Below are 17,079 nucleotides of genomic sequence, written 5' to 3' on the forward strand. Positions count from 1 at the left end.
GCAAGTGGCATAGAGAAATCCTTAAAATCACCAACTTTGGTGGTTTTGAGGATTTTTTCATTTCTATTTACCATAATCGACAAAGTATGGTACAAAAGTATACCATGCCGTGTCCAAAAGTATACATCCCCCTTCCTCTGTAGTGAGGGAGAAAGTGCCGTTCGGTTCCATGTCGTCTATACAACGGATTGTTACAATTAGATCATACTTAAAATAAGAAGAGAAATTGTGTGGGAGGGAGGATTTTTGTGGAGAAAACCATATTGGATTATCTAGTCCTAATCAAAAAAAGATTGTGGCTGATTGCGATTTTTGTCATTCTCTCATGCGTAACGACTTACATTGTGAGCGACAATGTCGTAAAGCCAGTCTACTCCGCTTCAAGCCAACTGCTGGTTAATCATATTTCCGCCAAGCAGGGGAGTAACAATCTGAATGACGTCAACACAAGTCTTAATTTGGTGGAAAGCTACAAGCAAATTCTCACTTCGCCTAAAATTATGGACGCTGTGGTAGCGACTCATCCTGAGTTCAATTTGACGTCGCAAAAGTTGGCAGAGAAGCTGCAGATTAAATCCTCGGATAAAAGTCAGGTGATTGGCTTGACGTTTGAGGCAGGGAATTATCCTCAGGCCGCAGCGGTTGTAAACGCAGTAACCCAGAAATTCGTGCAGACGGTTCCTGGATTGATGGAATTAAATAATGTGAAAATTTTAAATGAAGCGGACCCGCAGGCCAATCCTGACCCGATTAATGGGAATCCGCTCATGAATATTGCGATTAGTTTTCTCGTATCGCTGATGATTGCGCTGGGCACGATTGTGTTCCTGGAAAGCATTAACGGCACGCTACGTACGGAAAAAGAAGCGGATGCAGACATCGGCATTCCTGTAATTGCATCGATTCCCGTCATTCGCAAGAAGGACATCGATGGAGTGGCCGGAAATTCCAAAGAACGGGTAGGGGAGCGTAAATATGCTGCGATTGAATGACATGTTGATTACAGAAAGTAATCCATCATCGTATATCTCGGAATCATTTCGATCCCTCCGTACATACATCCGGCAGCAGGTGATCGGGCAAAAGGACCGTGGGACGGTTCTTTTGTTAACCTCGCCGGAAAGCGGAGCGGGAAAAACAACAATGATCGCCAACATCGGAGTTTCCTTTGCTCAAGAAGGCAAGAAGGTGGCTCTGGTGGATTGCAATCTGCATAGACCAGCGCTGCACGAGATATTCGGTATGGAGAATACCGGAGGTCTATCGGCTTATTTGCGCGGTGGGGCTTCTTCCAAATCTATCGTTAGGCATGGTGGACTGGAGCTATCGGTTGTTCCTGGTGGGGACAGTCTGTATAACGCAGCAGATTTACTCGGTAGCGAACGTATGGCAGAGCTGATGGAAGAGCTTAAACGTGAATATGACATCATCTTACTTGATTCGGCGCCAGCGCTGAATTATACGGATGCTCGTCTGATTGCAGGCTTGACGGATGGTGTGATTCTCGTTGCCAAGCATGGCCGGACCAAACGGGAAGATCTACGCAAAACAAAGCAACTCATGGAGCAGGCTAGCGCGACGCTGGTTGGAATTGTGATGAATCAGGTGAAGTAAGCAACACCAAATTCGATGAAGCAAGGAGAATGAGTGCGATGATGAAAAAAGTGAAAAAGGCCATTATTCCAGCAGCAGGATTGGGAACGCGCTTCCTCCCTGCTACCAAAGCAATGCCTAAGGAAATGCTTCCGATTATCAATAAGCCTACGATTCAATATATCGTGGAAGAAGCGATTGCTTCTGGTATCGAGGACATTATTATCGTTACGGGTAAAGGTAAACGTGCCATTGAGGACCACTTTGACAACGCATTTGAGTTGGAATCAAAGCTGCTCGAGGACGGTAAGCTGAAGCTTCTGGAGGAAGTACAGCGTTCTTCGGGAGTGGAAATCCATTACATTCGCCAGAAAGAACCGAAAGGTCTGGGACATGCGGTGTGGTGCGCAAGACGCTTTATCGGGGACGAGCCATTTGGTGTGCTGTTGGGCGACGATATCGTAACAGGTCAAAAACCTTGTCTGCGCCAGCTGATGGATCAATATGAGGAAACACAAAATTCTGTGATCGGCGTGCAGCGGGTACCACAGGAATTCACGAACCGGTATGGCATCATTGAACCGGACCAACAGGACGGACGATTGTACCGAGTGAATAATTTTATTGAAAAACCGGCTCCAGGCACAGCCCCATCCGATCTGGCTATTATGGGTCGTTATGTGTTCTCACCGAAAATTTTCAAATATCTTGATCTTCAGGAAAAAGGAGCTGGCGGCGAAATTCAGTTGACGGATGCGATCCAAAAGCTGAATCAGAGTGAACGCGTATACGCCTATGACTTTGAAGGCACGCGTTATGACGTAGGTGAACGTCTTGGATATATTTTAACCACTCTTGAATTTGCACTTGCCAGCGATGATTTGAAGTATCCGGTTATGGAGGCCATGAATGAATGGCTGAAAAAGACCGAGAAAGCAACCACAGTGGGTTGAGAGGAGGTACGTCAGCATGAGCATGGAAAATTTACCGGAGGATGGCGAGGCTGTCATGTCAGGTAAAGCGTTTTACATGCCATACGGAAATACACAAATTCAGGATAAAACGTCCTACCTGGTCACAAAACGCCTCCTTGATATGCTGCTGTCTTTCGTGGGCTTAATCGTCTTGCTCCCGCTGTTTGCAGTGGTGGCCATTCTGATTAAGCTCGAAGACCCAAAGGGAAGTGTGTTTTTCAAGCAAACTCGGGTGGGCAAGAATGAGAAGTTATTCGATATGTATAAATTCCGTTCAATGGTGTCCAATGCCGAGGAACTGAAAAAGGACTTGATGGAGCTGAATGAAGTGAGCGGCGCCATGTTCAAAATTAAAAACGATCCTCGGATCACGAAAATTGGCAGTTTTCTACGCAAGACGAGTATTGATGAGATTCCGCAGCTGTGGAATGTGTTGGTTGGAGATATGACTTTAGTCGGTCCGCGCCCGCCGTTGCCCAGCGAGGTTGAGCAATACTCCGATTATGACAAGCAGCGTCTGATTGTAACGCCGGGATGTACGGGTTACTGGCAGGTGAGCGCACGTAACAGTGTAGGCTTCGAAGAAATGGTGCAAATGGATTTGAAGTATATTCATGTTCGCAATACGTGGCTCGATCTGAAAATTATCATGAAAACAGGCGTTAAGATGCTGTTCTCCAAGGATGCTTACTGATGGATGCATTTAAGCGATGTCCCGCAGTGTCCGTCGTTATTTGCACCTATAACCGGGCGGACCTGCTGGAGAAAACGTTAATGTCTCTGCTGAAGCTGGAAGACCTTGCACTGGCTGAGATCATTGTGGTCGATAATCGATCTACCGATCATACAGCAGCAACGATCAAAAGATTTACCGTTGCACATGGCCAAGACATTCATCTTCGGTATCATTATGAGCGCGAACAAGGACTGTCTGCCGCTCGTAATGCCGGCATTACGTTATCAAAAGCAGACGTCATTGCTTTTCTGGATGATGATGCAATTCCGTGTGTTACATGGCTGCAAACGATTATGTCGGCCTTTGGGAACAATCCCGAGCTGACGGCTATGGGTGGGAAAATTGATCCTAAGTTTGAAACGGAACGGCCGAACTGGTTGACAGGGCCACTTGAACTGCCTTACACGATTATTGATTTGGGGAAATCCGTTCGTGAATATCCGGCGGGACTGAATCCATTTGGAGCGAATATGGCTATGCGCAAAACGGCTTTCGCCGCCGTCATGTTCCCGCTTCACTTGGGCAGAAAGGGAGATATCCTACTATCTGGTGAAGAATCGTGGGTATTCGAGCAAATCCGTAAAAATGGTGGAACGATTATGTATCATCCACACATGGCTGTAGAACATTTTGTTCCGGCTTCACGCTTAACGAGAGAATGGATTATGAATCGCTACTATTGTCAGGGTATGTCTAATGCTGCTCAGGCTGCAGGTCTGCGCGGCAACGCGATGCTGATGGCAAAAGTGGCAGCCAAAGTGTTATACATCACGGTGGATTCCCTGCTGGCACGTACTGAGGGCAGGAAGCTGTTGAACCGGTGCAGGCTTGAAAATATCCGCGGAACGCTGGATACACTGCGCAACCGGAAAAGCGAGTCAGCTGCGGGGTGAAAGATTGAACATGAGTAACTATCCTTGGACTTCCAGAATAAACACCATACAGCATGTTTTTATTTTTCTACTAGGCGCTCTTGCTGTAGGAATTGCAGCTACCTATCAACCTGTGGTCAGTATTGCAGCGGTATGCTTACTGCTTTTGTTGGCTGTCTCTATCCATCATCCAGAGCGCATCAGCTATGCAGTTTTGCTAAGCACAGCGGTCTCGGTCGATTCTCTGTATCAGGGTGGCGTGTTCGGCATTGAGATATTGTCATTGTACAAATTGGGCATCTTGGCTCTGCTAGTGCCTTGCATGCTCGTATATGGCATTCGTCTCAAGTTCAGCTATCCAGTCTGGGCATTGGTGATCATGCTGGGGATTACATTTGGATTTTCAGCATGGCTGCCTTTGTTAACGACCTCGATTGCCGTCAAGGCGTTCGTGGGACTATCACTGCCCTTCTTTTTTTTACTGATCCAGTGGAAAAAGGATGTGGCGGAAAAGCATATTCGGTTGATCAGCCTGTTGCCGATTATTAGTGTGGTCATTGGATTAGGCTTGCAGGTTTTAGGGTTGCATTCATTTACGGATGTGGAATTTACGGGCGCAGTCAGAGTACAAGGAGCGAATATACCGCCGCATTTGGCAATGCTCTCCTTTCTCGGAATTGCCGTCTCGCTGATTGAGGTCAAGCGCAAACCTAGGCAAGCTGCCTTTTATTACACGGTGTTGGCACTGAACTTTTTAATCCTGATCGCCACCGGTACACGTGGGCCGATTCTGGCATTGTTATTAATGTTTGCTGTGTATCTGTTTGATATTGCCCGTCAATACCTCAAGGGAAAAGTCAATTATTTGCTACCGCTGGCCGGATCGTTTTTGGTTGCTCTGGGGGCGGTGGCCCTGCAATGGAACAATTTAAAAAAACGCTCCTTCGAACGGGAGACCGACACAGGCATTGACCTATCGGGACGCTCGGAGGCATGGGAATATTTTTTGAACAGAGTACATGATTACCCTTGGTCAGGCAGAGGACTTGGCGCGGTAACGGTTGCGAACGACGGGACTTTATTCAATGGTTTTGTTGTACCGCATAACGAGTATATACGCTTTTATTTTGATACCGGATATATCGGTTGCGGGCTCTTAATGCTTTCATTACTGATTGTGTTCGCTCTTATTTACCGGTCACTTGCCAAGTCTATTAAACCTTATTTTGCAACTTTAATTGCAGGTTTTTTGATCTACTCGTTTTCAGATAATACGTTGTCGACGGTTCAGATGATTATTCCGTTTTGCTGGTATTTGAATGCATTATACCAAACATCTACTCAAACCGATTTTCGCAAAGAGAAGTGATACGATGAGCAGAGTGAACATGTTCGATGTCAACTTTGATAATTACGATTTTAATGATCTACTCGAATTTATAGATACTTCTATTGAGCATCAGCGTCATTCCTACATTTTGACCTGTAATGTCGATCATGTGATCAAGCTTCGCAAGGATGATGAATTCCGCAAGGTATATTCGGATGCCGGAGCTGTAGTGGCTGATGGAATGCCTATCATTTGGGCGTCTAAGTTACTGAAAAAGCCCCTCAAACAAAAGGTGTCAGGCTCCGATTTGTTCACCCGGCTGGGAGAGGCATTTGAGGATCGAGGCTATCGTTTATTTTTTCTGGGTGCAGCTGACGGTATTCCTGAGAAGGCTATGCTTAATCTCCAGGAATCCTATCCAAACATGAATGTGGTGGGCTGCTATTCTCCTTCTTATGGCTTTGAGAAAAACGAAGAGGAGAACAGATACATTATCCAGTTGCTCCAAGAGGCTCGCCCAGACATCGTTTTTGTAGGTGTAGGAGCACCAAAGCAGGAAAAATGGATTTACAGATATTATGAGACTTACCGCGCTCCAGTTTCGATTGGGGTGGGAGCGACCTTTGATTTCCTGTCGGGGAATGTAAAGAGAGCACCGGAGCTGATGCAGAAGACAGGATTTGAATGGTTTTGGAGGTTGTCTCAGGAGCCTAAACGATTGTGGAAAAGATATTTGATTGAGGATTCCCAGTTCCTCGTTCTGCTGTTTAAAGAGATGTTCAAGCGGAAGCGGATGAAGGGAGGCCAGGGGTGAGAAACATGAGTCGGTTGGCAGATCAGCAGATTTCCTTCTGGCTAGGAAGTCGGCGTGGAATCGGCATGATTGGTATGGGGGTGCTGGCTTGTATGCTGCCACTCGCCATCGGATTTGTCAGCGCCAAGATGAATCCCACCACGAGCCAGCAGGGAGCCATATTGCTGGCGATCGTTTTTCCGGCCTTCCTGCTGGCGATCTTGCAATCACGGCTACTGATTTCTTACACACTGGTGGTGTGGGCAGTAGGCCCGGAAATCCGCCGCATTGCAGATTGGTTGGAGGGAACGTATCACTCGGTTTCCTTGTTGAGCGTGGCGCCGCTGCTGGTAAGCAGCATGCTGATCATTCCTGTGCTGCGGGGTATTCATCTGGCGGAAAAGCCATTAACCCGAATTGCTGTATTTTTCGGCATAGAATTGGCCTACGGAAGTGTGGTCGGGTTATTCAAAAATGGTATTGTTTTTGCTTATGATTTGGCCAATTATGTGGTTCCATTGCTTCTATTGCCTTATCTTGCGATTAAGCCAATGAAAGCAAAGGAGCTGGACCGACTGCTGTATTCATACGCCAACATTGCTGTTCTTGTAGCGATATACGGCATTATTCAGTACTTGACGGTGCCTCCTTGGGATGCATTTTGGATGAATCATGTGGAAATGAATTCCATTGGGATGCCAGAACCGCTTCAAATCAGAGTGTTTTCTTCCATGAACTCGCCCGGCCCATGCGCTATTTTCCTGGCAATGGCACTTGTACCGATGCTGATGGAGAAACGGTGGCGAGGCACTTTGGGATGGATTGGAGTCCTGCTAACAGTTGTTTGTCTTTTGGTCACGCTCGTACGTTCAGCCTGGCTGATTGCATTCGTCATGTTGCTGGCTTACATTCTCAGCTCATCCTCCAAAGGAAAGTGGAAGACTCTGTTTCAACTTGCTATCGTCGGCCTTCTTCTCTACATCATCGTTCCAAAACTTCCGGGGGCAGAAGGTTTGGTGGCTCGCATGCAGACGTTGACAGATATTCAACAGGATCATTCGTACAATGAACGTTTGGATCTACTGCATACAATGCTTCCGGCGATTACTAGCAATCCGGTCGGGCAGGGGATCGGGAGTGTAGGAATCGGAACCAAGCTTGATAACGGCGGCGATCTCGGTGAACTTGGGATTATGGATAATGGATATATTGCCATTTTCCTCACCTTCGGTATTTGCGGAGCATTCTTTTTCTTCGGTGGTCTGATCGTTATCATCAAGCGCCTTCTCGTCCGTATTGCCGAACGGAATTCCAGTCAGCCTTATATCAGACTGGCGTTGGCTACATGGGCCGGAGCTGTAGCCAGTCTCATATCGGATAATGGTTTCCCCGGTATGCGCGGCTATTTGATCTGGATGATGATCGGAATAGGACTATGGGCAAAAGATGTCATCGCGGAAAGAAGGTAAAGGCTGTGCAAAACTTACAAGCATTATCCGCACCTGTCCGGACACTATGGTCCACGGTGATTCGGTTTGCCAAAAGCAAGGATAACAGCTCTGCAGCAGTAAAAACGATGATATTCAGTATGCTGATTCTCGTTGTGAATATGCTGACTGGTGTGCTGACGGCACGATTCTTGGGTCCTACTGGACGCGGAGAACAGACAGCGATGGTGAACTGGTCCCAATTTCTTGCCTTCTGCATGAGCTTCGGTGTTCCATCTGCATTGATTTACAATGCCAAAAGGAAGCCTGAGGAAACGGGTAAGCTGTATGGTCTGGCCTTGCTGCTGGCTACGGTGTTCGGGGGGATGGCGACACTCATCGGAGTATTTCTAATTCCTTATTGGCTGCGCTCTTTTTCTTCATCGGTCATACTTTTCGCGCAGTGCTCCATGATGATGTGTCCGCTCATAGCGATTTCACAGATCAATAATGCATTGCTTCAAGTTCGCTCGGAATATAAACAGTACAATTTATTTCGGTATCTGGTACCACTAAGTACGCTGCTTGGACTGGCGATTCTGATCCTGACGGGGACGATGAATCCGTACACCTCAGCATTGGCCTACTTACTGCCAGGCTTGCCGATCTATATCGGTGTCACGATACGAATGATTCGGCTGTACAAACCAAAGGTGAAGAACAGCTGGACGCAATTTAAAAATCTCTTTACCTACGGTATGGGTTCATACGGGAATGATCTCATGGGGCAGGTTTCCACTTACATTGACCAGATTTTGATTGCGGGTCTGCTCAGACCCGCTGATCTCGGTTTATATGCGGTAGCGGTCAGCCTGGCCCGGATGGTAAATGTATTTTCAACCTCGATCATTGTTGTGCTGTTTCCCAAAGCCTCCGGGCTGGATAAGGAAGAGGCGGTGGCCATAACATTTCGGGCATTTCGAGTGACTTCAACGGCAACCTTTTTGGCTGCAGTGATGTTAATGCTGGTTGCTCCGTTCGTATTCACATTGTTATATGGTCAAGAGTTTAAACAAGCGCTTACGGTATTCCGGTTTCTGGTGCTTGAGGTTGCTATCAGTGGAGGTACCATGGTGCTGGCACAACAATTTATGGCGTTGGGTAAGCCCAAACTGGTTACCATTCTACAGGGTGTCGGATTGGCGCTCGTCATTCCATTGCTGTCCATACTCGTGCCGAGATATGGATTGACGGGTGCAGGGATAGCAATGCTGTCTTCGGGGATTTTACGGTTCGTTTTCATTTTATGTAATGTTAAGTTCGTTCTGAAAATGAAAATTCCAAGACTGGTTATTTCCAAACAAGATTTTCAATGGCTCCGATCAACGATGTCACACTACATCCGGAAAAAGCCAGTTAACGGTTAGATAAAGAAGGAGGCACCCGCTAATGAACCACATGTCTAGCGTTCCCGCGGACAACCGGATATCCGTAGTTATTATCGCTCAGGATGATGGCATTCGAATTACTGCTGCCATTAAATCCTGCCAGCCCTTTGCGGACGATATCGTCGTCATTGACGGAGGGAGCAAGGACAATACGATTCAGGTAGCTGAATCATTGGGCTGTCGGGTGTTTTCCAACCCATGGCCCGGTTATGCCAAACAGCGCATGTTTGGTGTTGATAAAGCGGAATTTGATTGGATTTTCCTGATTGATACAGACGAAGTAGTGGATGCAGAGTTGCTTGGTGACTTATTGAAAGTAAAGGAAACGCTCCACGATCCGGCCAAAGCCTATTCCGTATTTCGCATTGGCGATTTTCTCGGCAAATGGATGAACAAAGGCGAGTATTTGGTTCGTTTGTACAATCGGCGAATTTATGGCATTACGAATAGTCTTGTTCATGAAATGCCAGATGTAGCCTCTTCCCAGATCATCAATCTGGAGGGCGTGTTATGGCACTATGGATTCCGCAGCATCAGTGATCATATGACCCGTTTTAACAAATATACAGATCTGGAAGCAGAGACGGCATTTAACAAAGGAAGATCCTTTCGGATTACCAGACTGTTGTGGAGACCTCCCGCCCGCTTTGTACAGAAGTATTTTGTTCAAGGCTTATACCGTAAGGGGTTGGCGGGTTTTGCCGTAGCTGTTTTCTGGGTGATGTATGAGTTTCTCGTCTGTTTCAAGCATTATGAGTTAACCAAGCGGCGAAAAAAGATAGAAGTCGTGGATGGCGGACAGACCGAGCAGAAAGGAGAAACCAGCTATGTCGTACAATAACGGATTTCGTATCGCGGCAACGGGATTGAGCTGGCCGTCCTTACAGCCAGGAGGTCTCAACACATATTTCAAATCCATCTGTGAGCAGCTTACGCTAGAGCGCAATACGCTGGATGCTCTAATTTGTAGTGATGAGCAGCCTCAGGCGCCTGAACGTATTCGTATTCATTCGATTGGCAGCAAGCAGCAATCCATCTGGAAGCGCCGAGAGCTGATGCAAAAATATGCAGCAGAACTGTTCGACAAGCAACCGATCGATGTGCTGTATTCCCATTTTGCTCCCTATAGTGTCGGACCGGCACTGGAGGCGAAAAAAAGAGGAATCCCTGTCGTTACCACCTTCCACGGACCGTGGACGGAAGAAATGAAGATTGAAGGACAGGGAATTAAGCATTTTCTTAAAACGACGTTGGCCAAATCCATTGAAATGAAAGCTTATGGTCTGGCGGATAAATTTATAGTGCTAAGCGAGACTTTTCGGGATATTTTGCACGAGCACTATAAAGTACCACTTAGCAAAATTCATATTATTCCTGGTGCGGCGAATGTAGAAAGATTCCATCCGGCAGAGGATCAGGAGGCCGTACGTAAGCGGCTGAATTTGCCGCAAAATGCGACGATTGTGCTAACCGTTCGTCGTCTTGTTAATCGCATGGGACTGCTACAGCTACTCGAAGCATGGCGACGAGTAACCGAGCGACACCCTGATCATCTGCTGCTGATTGGTGGAAAGGGTCCCTTGATGGAGGAATTGGCTTCCAAGGTGGCGGAATACAATCTTCATAACCATGTAAGGTTGCTTGGTTATGTGTCGGATGAGGAGCTACCCCTGTACCATCAAGCCTCGAACTTGTTTGTTGTGCCAACACAGGCACTAGAGGGTTTCGGTCTGATCACAGTTGAGGCGATGGCCTCGGGCCTACCGGTGTTGGCCACTCCTGTAGGCGGCAACAAGGAAATCTTAAGAGGATTCCGTCCTGAGCTATTGTTCCAAGGGACCGACAGTGAAGCTATTGCTGCAGGGTTGTTGCGTGTGCTGGATCATCGTGAACTTCTACCGAATGCACGGGAATGCCGGGACCATGTCCTGAGCAGATATACATGGGGACATGTAGCGGAACAGGTAGAAGAGGTGTTCCGACAGGTCCTTGACAGAAAGGCGGCGGCGAAATGATGAGAGTAGCTTATATTGACCATACGGCAAGATGGAGCGGCGGCGAAGTTGCTTTGTATAACATACTGACGAATATCGGGGAACATATCGACCCGCTCGTTATTTTGGCGGAGGAGGGCGATTTGGCGGATCGGCTTCGGCAGCGTGATATTGATGTGCGCATTGTTCCACTAGATGATTCGATTCGTAATCGGGGACGAAATGCCGTCAATCTGGGTGCGCCTGCAGCAGCCTTTCGTTTGCTAGCTTACGGCAGGAAACTCGCGCCATTGTTGCGCGAGGAAAAAGTCGTGTGTGTGCACACGAACTCACTCAAATCTGCACTGTATGGTGCAGTAGCCGCCAAATCGGCGAAGCTACCGTTGATATGGCATATCCGTGACCACATCGGTCCGCCGTATCTGAAGCCGATTGTAGCCAAAGGGATTCGGCTCATGTCCCGCTTTTTGCCTAACGGTGTGATTGCCAATTCCAAATCCACGCTGAGTGCATTGGAATTACCCCCGGACAAAAAGACGCTCGTCGTCTACTCCGCTTTTGCCAAAGCGATTACGGCTCGTGATTCGGCTGCGCAATTGCGTGGCGATGACTCGTTTAACGTCGTGTTGGTCGGCAGATTGGCGGAATGGAAAGGACAACATATTTTACTGGAAGCGGCACGTTCTTTTTTACCAGATCAGCGTGTGAAATTCTGGCTGGCTGGAGATGCGTTGTTCGGAGAAGAGGAATATAAACAACGATTGGAATCCACGATGCGCGAATATGGGTTGACCAACGTCAATCTGATGGGACACGTCGATGACATTCAGGGTCTGATGCAGCGCTGTGATCTGCTAATTCATACCTCCATTACACCGGAGCCATTCGGTCAGGTCATTATTGAGGGCATGGCTGCAGGTTTGCCAGTAATCGCTTCAAACGAAGGTGGTCCCAAGGAAACGGTGGTACCCAATGAAACCGGGCTGCTCATTGAACCGGGAGACCCTGCCAAGCTGGAAGAAGCCATCCGCTGGATGCTGGAGCATCCACAGGAACGTCAGCAGATGGGTGAGAGAGGAATGGAACGGGTCAAGAAGCATTTTGTCATCGAGAACACTGTTAAGGATATAGTTCATTACTATAAGGGTTTGTTGGCAGGAGTCTGACCGACATTCGCGTTAAAGGATGATTCAGATGAAAATAGCGATAGCACATGATTACTTAATCCAAATGGGCGGAGCGGAAAGGGTAGTAGAGGTATTCCATGATATGTATCCGGAGGCTCCCATCTTCACAACGGTGTTCAGCGACGAGCGTCTGTCGCGCAACTTGAAGGATGCGGATATTAGAGCCACTTGGCTACAAAACATCCCAGGAGTGAAGGCCAACTTCAAAGGAGTGCTGCCGCTGTATCCCATCGCTATCCGTGATTTTGATTTTAGGGATTTCGACATTGTTTTAAGCTCTAGCAGCGCATTTATGAAAAGCATCCAGGTACCCAAACATACGTTTCACATTTGTTACTGTCACACACCGATGCGGTTTGCCTGGGATTACGATACATATATGGCCCGGCAGTCCAAATCCAACCTGCTCAAAAATATGCTAAAGCTGTACATGAACAGGCTGAAAACATGGGATGCCAAAACTTCTCGCAACGTAGACCAGTTTGTCGCCAATTCTTCCGTCGTTAAGCGGAGAATTCTGCACTATTACCAACGGGAGGCAGATGTTATTTTCCCTCCTATCAATACATCCCGTTTTAAACGTGCTACAAGCATCGGTGACTATTATCTGATCGTATCTCGTTTGGTGTCCTACAAGCGCATTGATCTCGCGATTGAGGCATTCAAACGTAACGGTCTTAAGCTACGCATCGTTGGCGAAGGACCGGATCGTAAACGACTCGAAGCCATGGCTGCCCCGAACATTGAGTTCCTCGGCAGGCTTGAAGACGAAGAGGTTAACAAGCTGATGGCCGAATGCCGGGCACTTGTCTTTCCGGGGGAAGAGGACTTCGGTATTACGCCTTTGGAGGCGAATGCGGCCGGACGGCCCGTTATCGCTTTTCAGGGTGGGGGAGCGCTGGATACGATTGTTCCTCATGTGAACGGCGTATTTTTCCGCAAGCATCAAGTAGACGATGTGTTGGAGGCCGTCGCAAAGGTTGAGCAACATGCATGGAATGTGGACGATATCATTACCCATGCCCGCAAATTTGATGAAGATAACTTCAAGGATCAATTGAAAAAGTATGTAGAACAAGCCTATGTGAACTTTCTAAAAGGAGGATGAACGGAATGAAACTGGCTGTAATCGGTACTGGATACGTTGGACTCGTCTCAGGTGTATGTTTTGCGCAAAAAGGTAATGAGGTAATTTGTGTCGATCTGGAGCAGTACAAAATCGATATGTTGAACCGTGCGGAATCTCCGATTTATGAACCAGGTATTGAGGAATTGATCGCGTTGAATCTGGAAGCTGGCCGTTTAGAGTTCACCTCGGATTTGGCCGATGCGGTACGTCGCTCGGATATCGTCATTTTAGCAGTAGGTACGCCTTCACTGGCTAACGGCGAGGCGAATTTGTCCTACATTGAACAGGCGGCCGCCGATGTCGGGAAAGCCATGAACGGGTACAAGATTATTATGACTAAGAGTACCGTACCTGTCGGAACGAACGAAAAGATTAAGGACGTAGTGGCTCGTCATACGAGTTTGTCTTTTGATATTGTATCCGCGCCGGAGTTCCTGAGAGAAGGCTCAGCCATCAATGATACGCTTCATCCAGATCGCGTCATTATTGGTTTGGACAATACAGGTTTGCGTGAAACAATGGTCACTCTGCATCAGGTATTCACGGATAAAATCTATGTGACGGATATCCGCAGTGCTGAAATGATCAAATATGCCTCCAATGCGTTCCTGGCAACTAAAATTTCGTTTATTAACGAGATTGCTAATATTTGTGAAAAGGTTGGCGCGGACGTTACCTGTGTGGCTGAAGGTATGGGCATGGACAAACGGATTGGTTCCTCTTTCCTGCAAGCAGGGATCGGATACGGGGGCTCTTGCTTCCCGAAAGATACGAATGCGCTCATCCAAATTGCGGGTAATGTAGACTATGAATTTAAGTTGTTAAAATCGGTGGTAGAGGTAAATACCGACCAGCGCTTTATGATTGTATCCAAGCTGCGTGAATCGCTGGGTCAGCTAAACGGCGTATCGATTGGCATTTGGGGCCTCGCCTTCAAGCCCAATACAGATGATATCCGCGAAGCTCCAGCACTGGAAATCGTAGAAACGCTCATTCAGGCAGGTGCTATTGTCAAGCTGTATGATCCCATTGCGATGGATAAATTCAAGGAGCGCGTAGATCACCCGAATATTATATGGTGCTCCTCCCCGCAGCAAGCCGCCGAAAGAAGCGATGCTGTGTGCCTGCTGACGGATTGGGAAGAGTTCAAAGAAGTTGATCTCGTGCAATTGGGCTCCATTCTACACAAGCCAGTTCTGATTGACGGTCGCAACGTATTCACCGAGGAACAGATCCAAGGCTCCGGGCTGGAATACTACTCCGTGGGTCGTCCGCGGATGAGTGGGTGGAACAGAGATAAAGTGGAAGTTTAAAAGTGACAGATTAAAAAGTGACTGTGGTGATGTGGGAGGCGCTGAAGGCGCTGCGCGTGCAGATTGTTCTTCCGATTGCTGTTATTCCCGGATTTTCTAGATTGTATAAAACATTCAAAGGTTAAAATCCGGGGATAAAGGCAAACGCTGACGCTTCTTCAGAACAATTCTGTCCGCTCCGCTGCTTTTGCCGCACCAAGTCACGATGTTTAATCTCCCACCTTATGGGATGGGAGTAGAAGGGCGTATCGGAAGGAGCGGCATAGTTGAGCCGCTCCTTCCGATTAAGACGCCATTGCGGTTGTCGCAGCAATCTTGGCAAGGCGTTACGAAACCTCGATTACTAGAAGCTTGCAAGCACAGCGGGCAAGCGCCGAAAGCGTGAAATTTTTACAGGCTGACCGGACTTAATAATGTCCGGTCGTGCCTTTTGCACCACAAGGTATGATCGATATGATGCATTTTTTGAGTAGCGCAGGAATGGATTTGAATCTGGAGAAGCGATAGCGTTCGCCTTTGGACCGGGATTCAAACCTTGATACGATTTTATACAATCGAATGAATCCCGATCCAACAGCGATCGAAAGATCAAATCGAGCCCGTAGCGGGTCACTCAACCTTGCCCCATTCGATCACCAACCAATATAGAGAGGAAGTGGAGATTTATGAAGCTCGTACTTTTGTCTGGTGGTTCCGGTAAAAGATTATGGCCGTTATCCAACGATTCCCGTTCCAAACAATTTTTGAAGGTACTGGAGAGCCCGGAAGGGATTTCGGAATCCATGGTACAGCGGGTATGGAGACAATTGGGAGACAACGGATTATCCGAATCCTCGTTTATTGCGACAGGGAGAGCGCAGGTCGAAATGATCCAGAGTCAAATCGGATCGAATACGCGCATCATTGTTGAGCCGGAACGCAGAGATACCTTTCCTGCGATTGCGCTGACAGCGACTTATCTATATTCCATTGCGGGTGTTTCGCCTGATGAAATTATAGCTATATTGCCTGTAGATCCTTATGTAGAGGATGCTTTCTTTGCTTCCGTAGCCCAACTCGAACATACACTTCAGGAGAGTGAAGGAAAGCTTGCACTAATCGGGGTTGTCCCTTCCTATCCTTCAGAGAAATACGGTTATATTATTCCGAAAAACGATGCCACTCAAGGTAGCACAGGCTACCGCGAAGTGAGCCATTTTCAAGAGAAACCCGACCGGGAGCAGGCGGAGCGTCTAATGGAACGCAATGCTCTATGGAACTGCGGGGTTTTTGCATTCAAATTAAGCTATTTGCTGGATATTTTGGCATCCAAGGGCCTGCCGCTGAATTATGAAGAAATGCAAAAACAATATGCGTCTCTGGAAAAAATCAGCTTTGACTACGAAGTAGTCGAGAAGGAAAAAGACATCGTGGTGCTTCCGTACGATGGTTTTTGGAAGGATCTAGGAACCTGGAATACACTCACAGAAGAGATGTCTCATCAGCAAGTGGGTAGAGGGGTAGTAACGGAAGATTGCGTCAATACGAGTCTTATTAATGAGTTGGACATTCCTGTGGCGATCATTGGAACGAATGATCTGATTGTAGCCGCTAGCCCAGATGGCATTCTTGTGACCAATAAGGCAGAAAGTCCACGCATCAAGGAAGTGCTCAAGGCTCATGATCAGCGTCCAATGTATGAAGAACGTCGTTGGGGACAGTATCGGGTTGTAGACTATGTAAAGTATGACGAGGGTAATGAGGTACTGACCAAACGAATCCGCGTACACAAAGGTAAAAATATCAGCTACCAGCTTCACTTCAAACGAAGTGAAATCTGGACCATTATTAGCGGCGAAGCGGAAATTATTTTGAATGAGAAGCTGCATAAAGTAAAGGCCGGTGACGTAGTTCGCATCCCTGAAGGGACGAAGCATAGCATTTTGGCTGTAACCGATGTGGATTTGATTGAAGTTCAGACTGGCTCTGAGTTGGTTGAAGAGGATATTGTACGCTTTTGTATGGATTGGAATGAAATTTCTCGTCATCAATTTATCTCGTAATTATTTGCGTAAAAACGTAAAAAAGAAGATTTGATGAAAAATAATGTCCCAAACTGTCGAAATTGGGCGAAAACCTGTAAATTCATGAACATGACCTATTAAATTTTGGTAAAAAAAAGTCGATACTTAGGGTAAGAAGGAATCCAAACTCCTTCCAACGATAAACGCAGCCCTGTCGAAAGACTGGTACGCAAAGCTAAAGGGCCTTCCCGTAAGGATGGCAGCCTGGCTACCGAAAGGA

General features: G+C 47.3%; 15 protein-coding genes and 1 riboswitch. All 15 genes read left to right on the top strand.

The features are described from left to right. The first annotated feature begins 248 nt into the window (after positions 1–248). The 15 genes from PPM_RS05785 (at position 249) to PPM_RS05855 (ending at position 16,838) form a co-directional block, all read left to right on the top strand. Positions 249–992 carry a YveK family protein gene (locus PPM_RS05785; RefSeq protein WP_013369812.1) on the top strand — a complete coding sequence of 248 codons (744 nt, stop codon included), beginning with the start codon at positions 249–251 and terminating at the stop codon, positions 990–992. Beyond that, positions 976–1,614, top strand: a complete 639-nt coding sequence (locus tag PPM_RS05790) for a CpsD/CapB family tyrosine-protein kinase (RefSeq protein ID WP_013369813.1) — start codon at positions 976–978, stop codon at positions 1,612–1,614. Before PPM_RS05785 ends, PPM_RS05790 begins: the two co-directional genes overlap by 17 nt. Before the next feature lie 41 nt (positions 1,615–1,655). Continuing rightward, complete coding sequence (gene galU, locus PPM_RS05795) at positions 1,656–2,546, top strand: UTP--glucose-1-phosphate uridylyltransferase GalU (RefSeq protein ID WP_170973153.1); 891 nt, start codon at positions 1,656–1,658, stop codon at positions 2,544–2,546. A gap of 16 nt (positions 2,547–2,562) precedes the next feature. Beyond that, the gene (locus PPM_RS05800) at positions 2,563–3,261 is read left to right on the top strand and encodes a sugar transferase (RefSeq protein ID WP_013369815.1); all 699 of its coding nucleotides are present in this window, start codon (positions 2,563–2,565) and stop codon (positions 3,259–3,261) included. Then, positions 3,261–4,196 (top strand): glycosyltransferase, encoded by a 936-nt coding sequence (locus tag PPM_RS05805; RefSeq protein ID WP_013369816.1) that lies wholly within the window; start codon positions 3,261–3,263, stop codon positions 4,194–4,196. Before PPM_RS05800 ends, PPM_RS05805 begins: the two co-directional genes overlap by 1 nt. 10 nt (positions 4,197–4,206) lie before the next feature. Then, positions 4,207–5,544, top strand: coding sequence for an O-antigen ligase family protein (locus PPM_RS05810; protein WP_013369817.1), 1,338 nt, complete (start codon positions 4,207–4,209; stop codon positions 5,542–5,544). Between the two features lie 4 nt (positions 5,545–5,548). Further along, on the top strand, positions 5,549–6,319 hold the full coding sequence (locus PPM_RS05815; protein WP_014599532.1) for a WecB/TagA/CpsF family glycosyltransferase: 771 nt from the start codon (positions 5,549–5,551) through the stop codon (positions 6,317–6,319). Positions 6,320–6,324: 5 nt separating this feature from the next. Continuing rightward, complete coding sequence (locus PPM_RS05820; protein ID WP_013369819.1) at positions 6,325–7,767, top strand: O-antigen ligase family protein; 1,443 nt, start codon at positions 6,325–6,327, stop codon at positions 7,765–7,767. Positions 7,768–7,772: 5 nt separating this feature from the next. Next, positions 7,773–9,152 carry a lipopolysaccharide biosynthesis protein gene (locus tag PPM_RS05825; RefSeq protein WP_014599533.1) on the top strand — a complete coding sequence of 460 codons (1,380 nt, stop codon included), beginning with the start codon at positions 7,773–7,775 and terminating at the stop codon, positions 9,150–9,152. Between the two features lie 22 nt (positions 9,153–9,174). Further along, positions 9,175–10,014 (top strand): glycosyltransferase family 2 protein, encoded by an 840-nt coding sequence (locus tag PPM_RS05830; RefSeq protein ID WP_013369821.1) that lies wholly within the window; start codon positions 9,175–9,177, stop codon positions 10,012–10,014. Continuing rightward, positions 10,001–11,188 (top strand): glycosyltransferase family 4 protein, encoded by a 1,188-nt coding sequence (locus PPM_RS05835; protein ID WP_013369822.1) that lies wholly within the window; start codon positions 10,001–10,003, stop codon positions 11,186–11,188. Before PPM_RS05830 ends, PPM_RS05835 begins: the two co-directional genes overlap by 14 nt. Further along, positions 11,185–12,333, top strand: a complete 1,149-nt coding sequence (locus tag PPM_RS05840) for a glycosyltransferase family 4 protein (RefSeq protein WP_013369823.1) — start codon at positions 11,185–11,187, stop codon at positions 12,331–12,333. Before PPM_RS05835 ends, PPM_RS05840 begins: the two co-directional genes overlap by 4 nt. A gap of 28 nt (positions 12,334–12,361) precedes the next feature. Next, positions 12,362–13,462 (top strand): glycosyltransferase, encoded by a 1,101-nt coding sequence (locus PPM_RS05845; RefSeq protein ID WP_013369824.1) that lies wholly within the window; start codon positions 12,362–12,364, stop codon positions 13,460–13,462. A 5-nt stretch (positions 13,463–13,467) separates the two neighbouring features. Beyond that, on the top strand, positions 13,468–14,796 hold the full coding sequence (locus tag PPM_RS05850) for a UDP-glucose dehydrogenase family protein (RefSeq protein ID WP_013369825.1): 1,329 nt from the start codon (positions 13,468–13,470) through the stop codon (positions 14,794–14,796). Between the two features lie 665 nt (positions 14,797–15,461). Beyond that, a complete protein-coding gene (locus PPM_RS05855) occupies positions 15,462–16,838 on the top strand; it encodes a sugar phosphate nucleotidyltransferase (protein WP_013369826.1) in 1,377 nt (458 codons plus the stop codon). Positions 16,839–16,993: 155 nt separating this feature from the next. Then, a riboswitch (cyclic di-GMP riboswitch) is annotated at positions 16,994–17,075 on the top strand. Positions 17,076–17,079: the final 4 nt, after the last annotated feature.

Source organism: Paenibacillus polymyxa M1, from assembly GCF_000237325.1.
GTDB lineage: Bacteria > Bacillota > Bacilli > Paenibacillales > Paenibacillaceae > Paenibacillus > Paenibacillus polymyxa_C.

Bases quoted from the DNA above. Each gene is read 5' to 3' on its own strand.
- PPM_RS05790 (WP_013369813.1), top strand. From the start codon at position 976: ATGCTGCGATTGAATGACATGTTGATTACAGAAAGTAATCCATCATCG.
- galU (WP_170973153.1), top strand. From the start codon at position 1,656: ATGAAAAAAGTGAAAAAGGCCATTATTCCAGCAGCAGGATTGGGAACG.
- PPM_RS05800 (WP_013369815.1), top strand. From the start codon at position 2,563: ATGAGCATGGAAAATTTACCGGAGGATGGCGAGGCTGTCATGTCAGGT.
- PPM_RS05805 (WP_013369816.1), top strand. From the start codon at position 3,261: ATGGATGCATTTAAGCGATGTCCCGCAGTGTCCGTCGTTATTTGCACC.
- PPM_RS05810 (WP_013369817.1), top strand. From the start codon at position 4,207: ATGAGTAACTATCCTTGGACTTCCAGAATAAACACCATACAGCATGTT.
- PPM_RS05815 (WP_014599532.1), top strand. From the start codon at position 5,549: ATGAGCAGAGTGAACATGTTCGATGTCAACTTTGATAATTACGATTTT.
- PPM_RS05820 (WP_013369819.1), top strand. From the start codon at position 6,325: ATGAGTCGGTTGGCAGATCAGCAGATTTCCTTCTGGCTAGGAAGTCGG.
- PPM_RS05830 (WP_013369821.1), top strand. From the start codon at position 9,175: ATGAACCACATGTCTAGCGTTCCCGCGGACAACCGGATATCCGTAGTT.
- PPM_RS05835 (WP_013369822.1), top strand. From the start codon at position 10,001: ATGTCGTACAATAACGGATTTCGTATCGCGGCAACGGGATTGAGCTGG.
- PPM_RS05840 (WP_013369823.1), top strand. From the start codon at position 11,185: ATGATGAGAGTAGCTTATATTGACCATACGGCAAGATGGAGCGGCGGC.
- PPM_RS05845 (WP_013369824.1), top strand. From the start codon at position 12,362: ATGAAAATAGCGATAGCACATGATTACTTAATCCAAATGGGCGGAGCG.
- PPM_RS05850 (WP_013369825.1), top strand. From the start codon at position 13,468: ATGAAACTGGCTGTAATCGGTACTGGATACGTTGGACTCGTCTCAGGT.
- PPM_RS05855 (WP_013369826.1), top strand. From the start codon at position 15,462: ATGAAGCTCGTACTTTTGTCTGGTGGTTCCGGTAAAAGATTATGGCCG.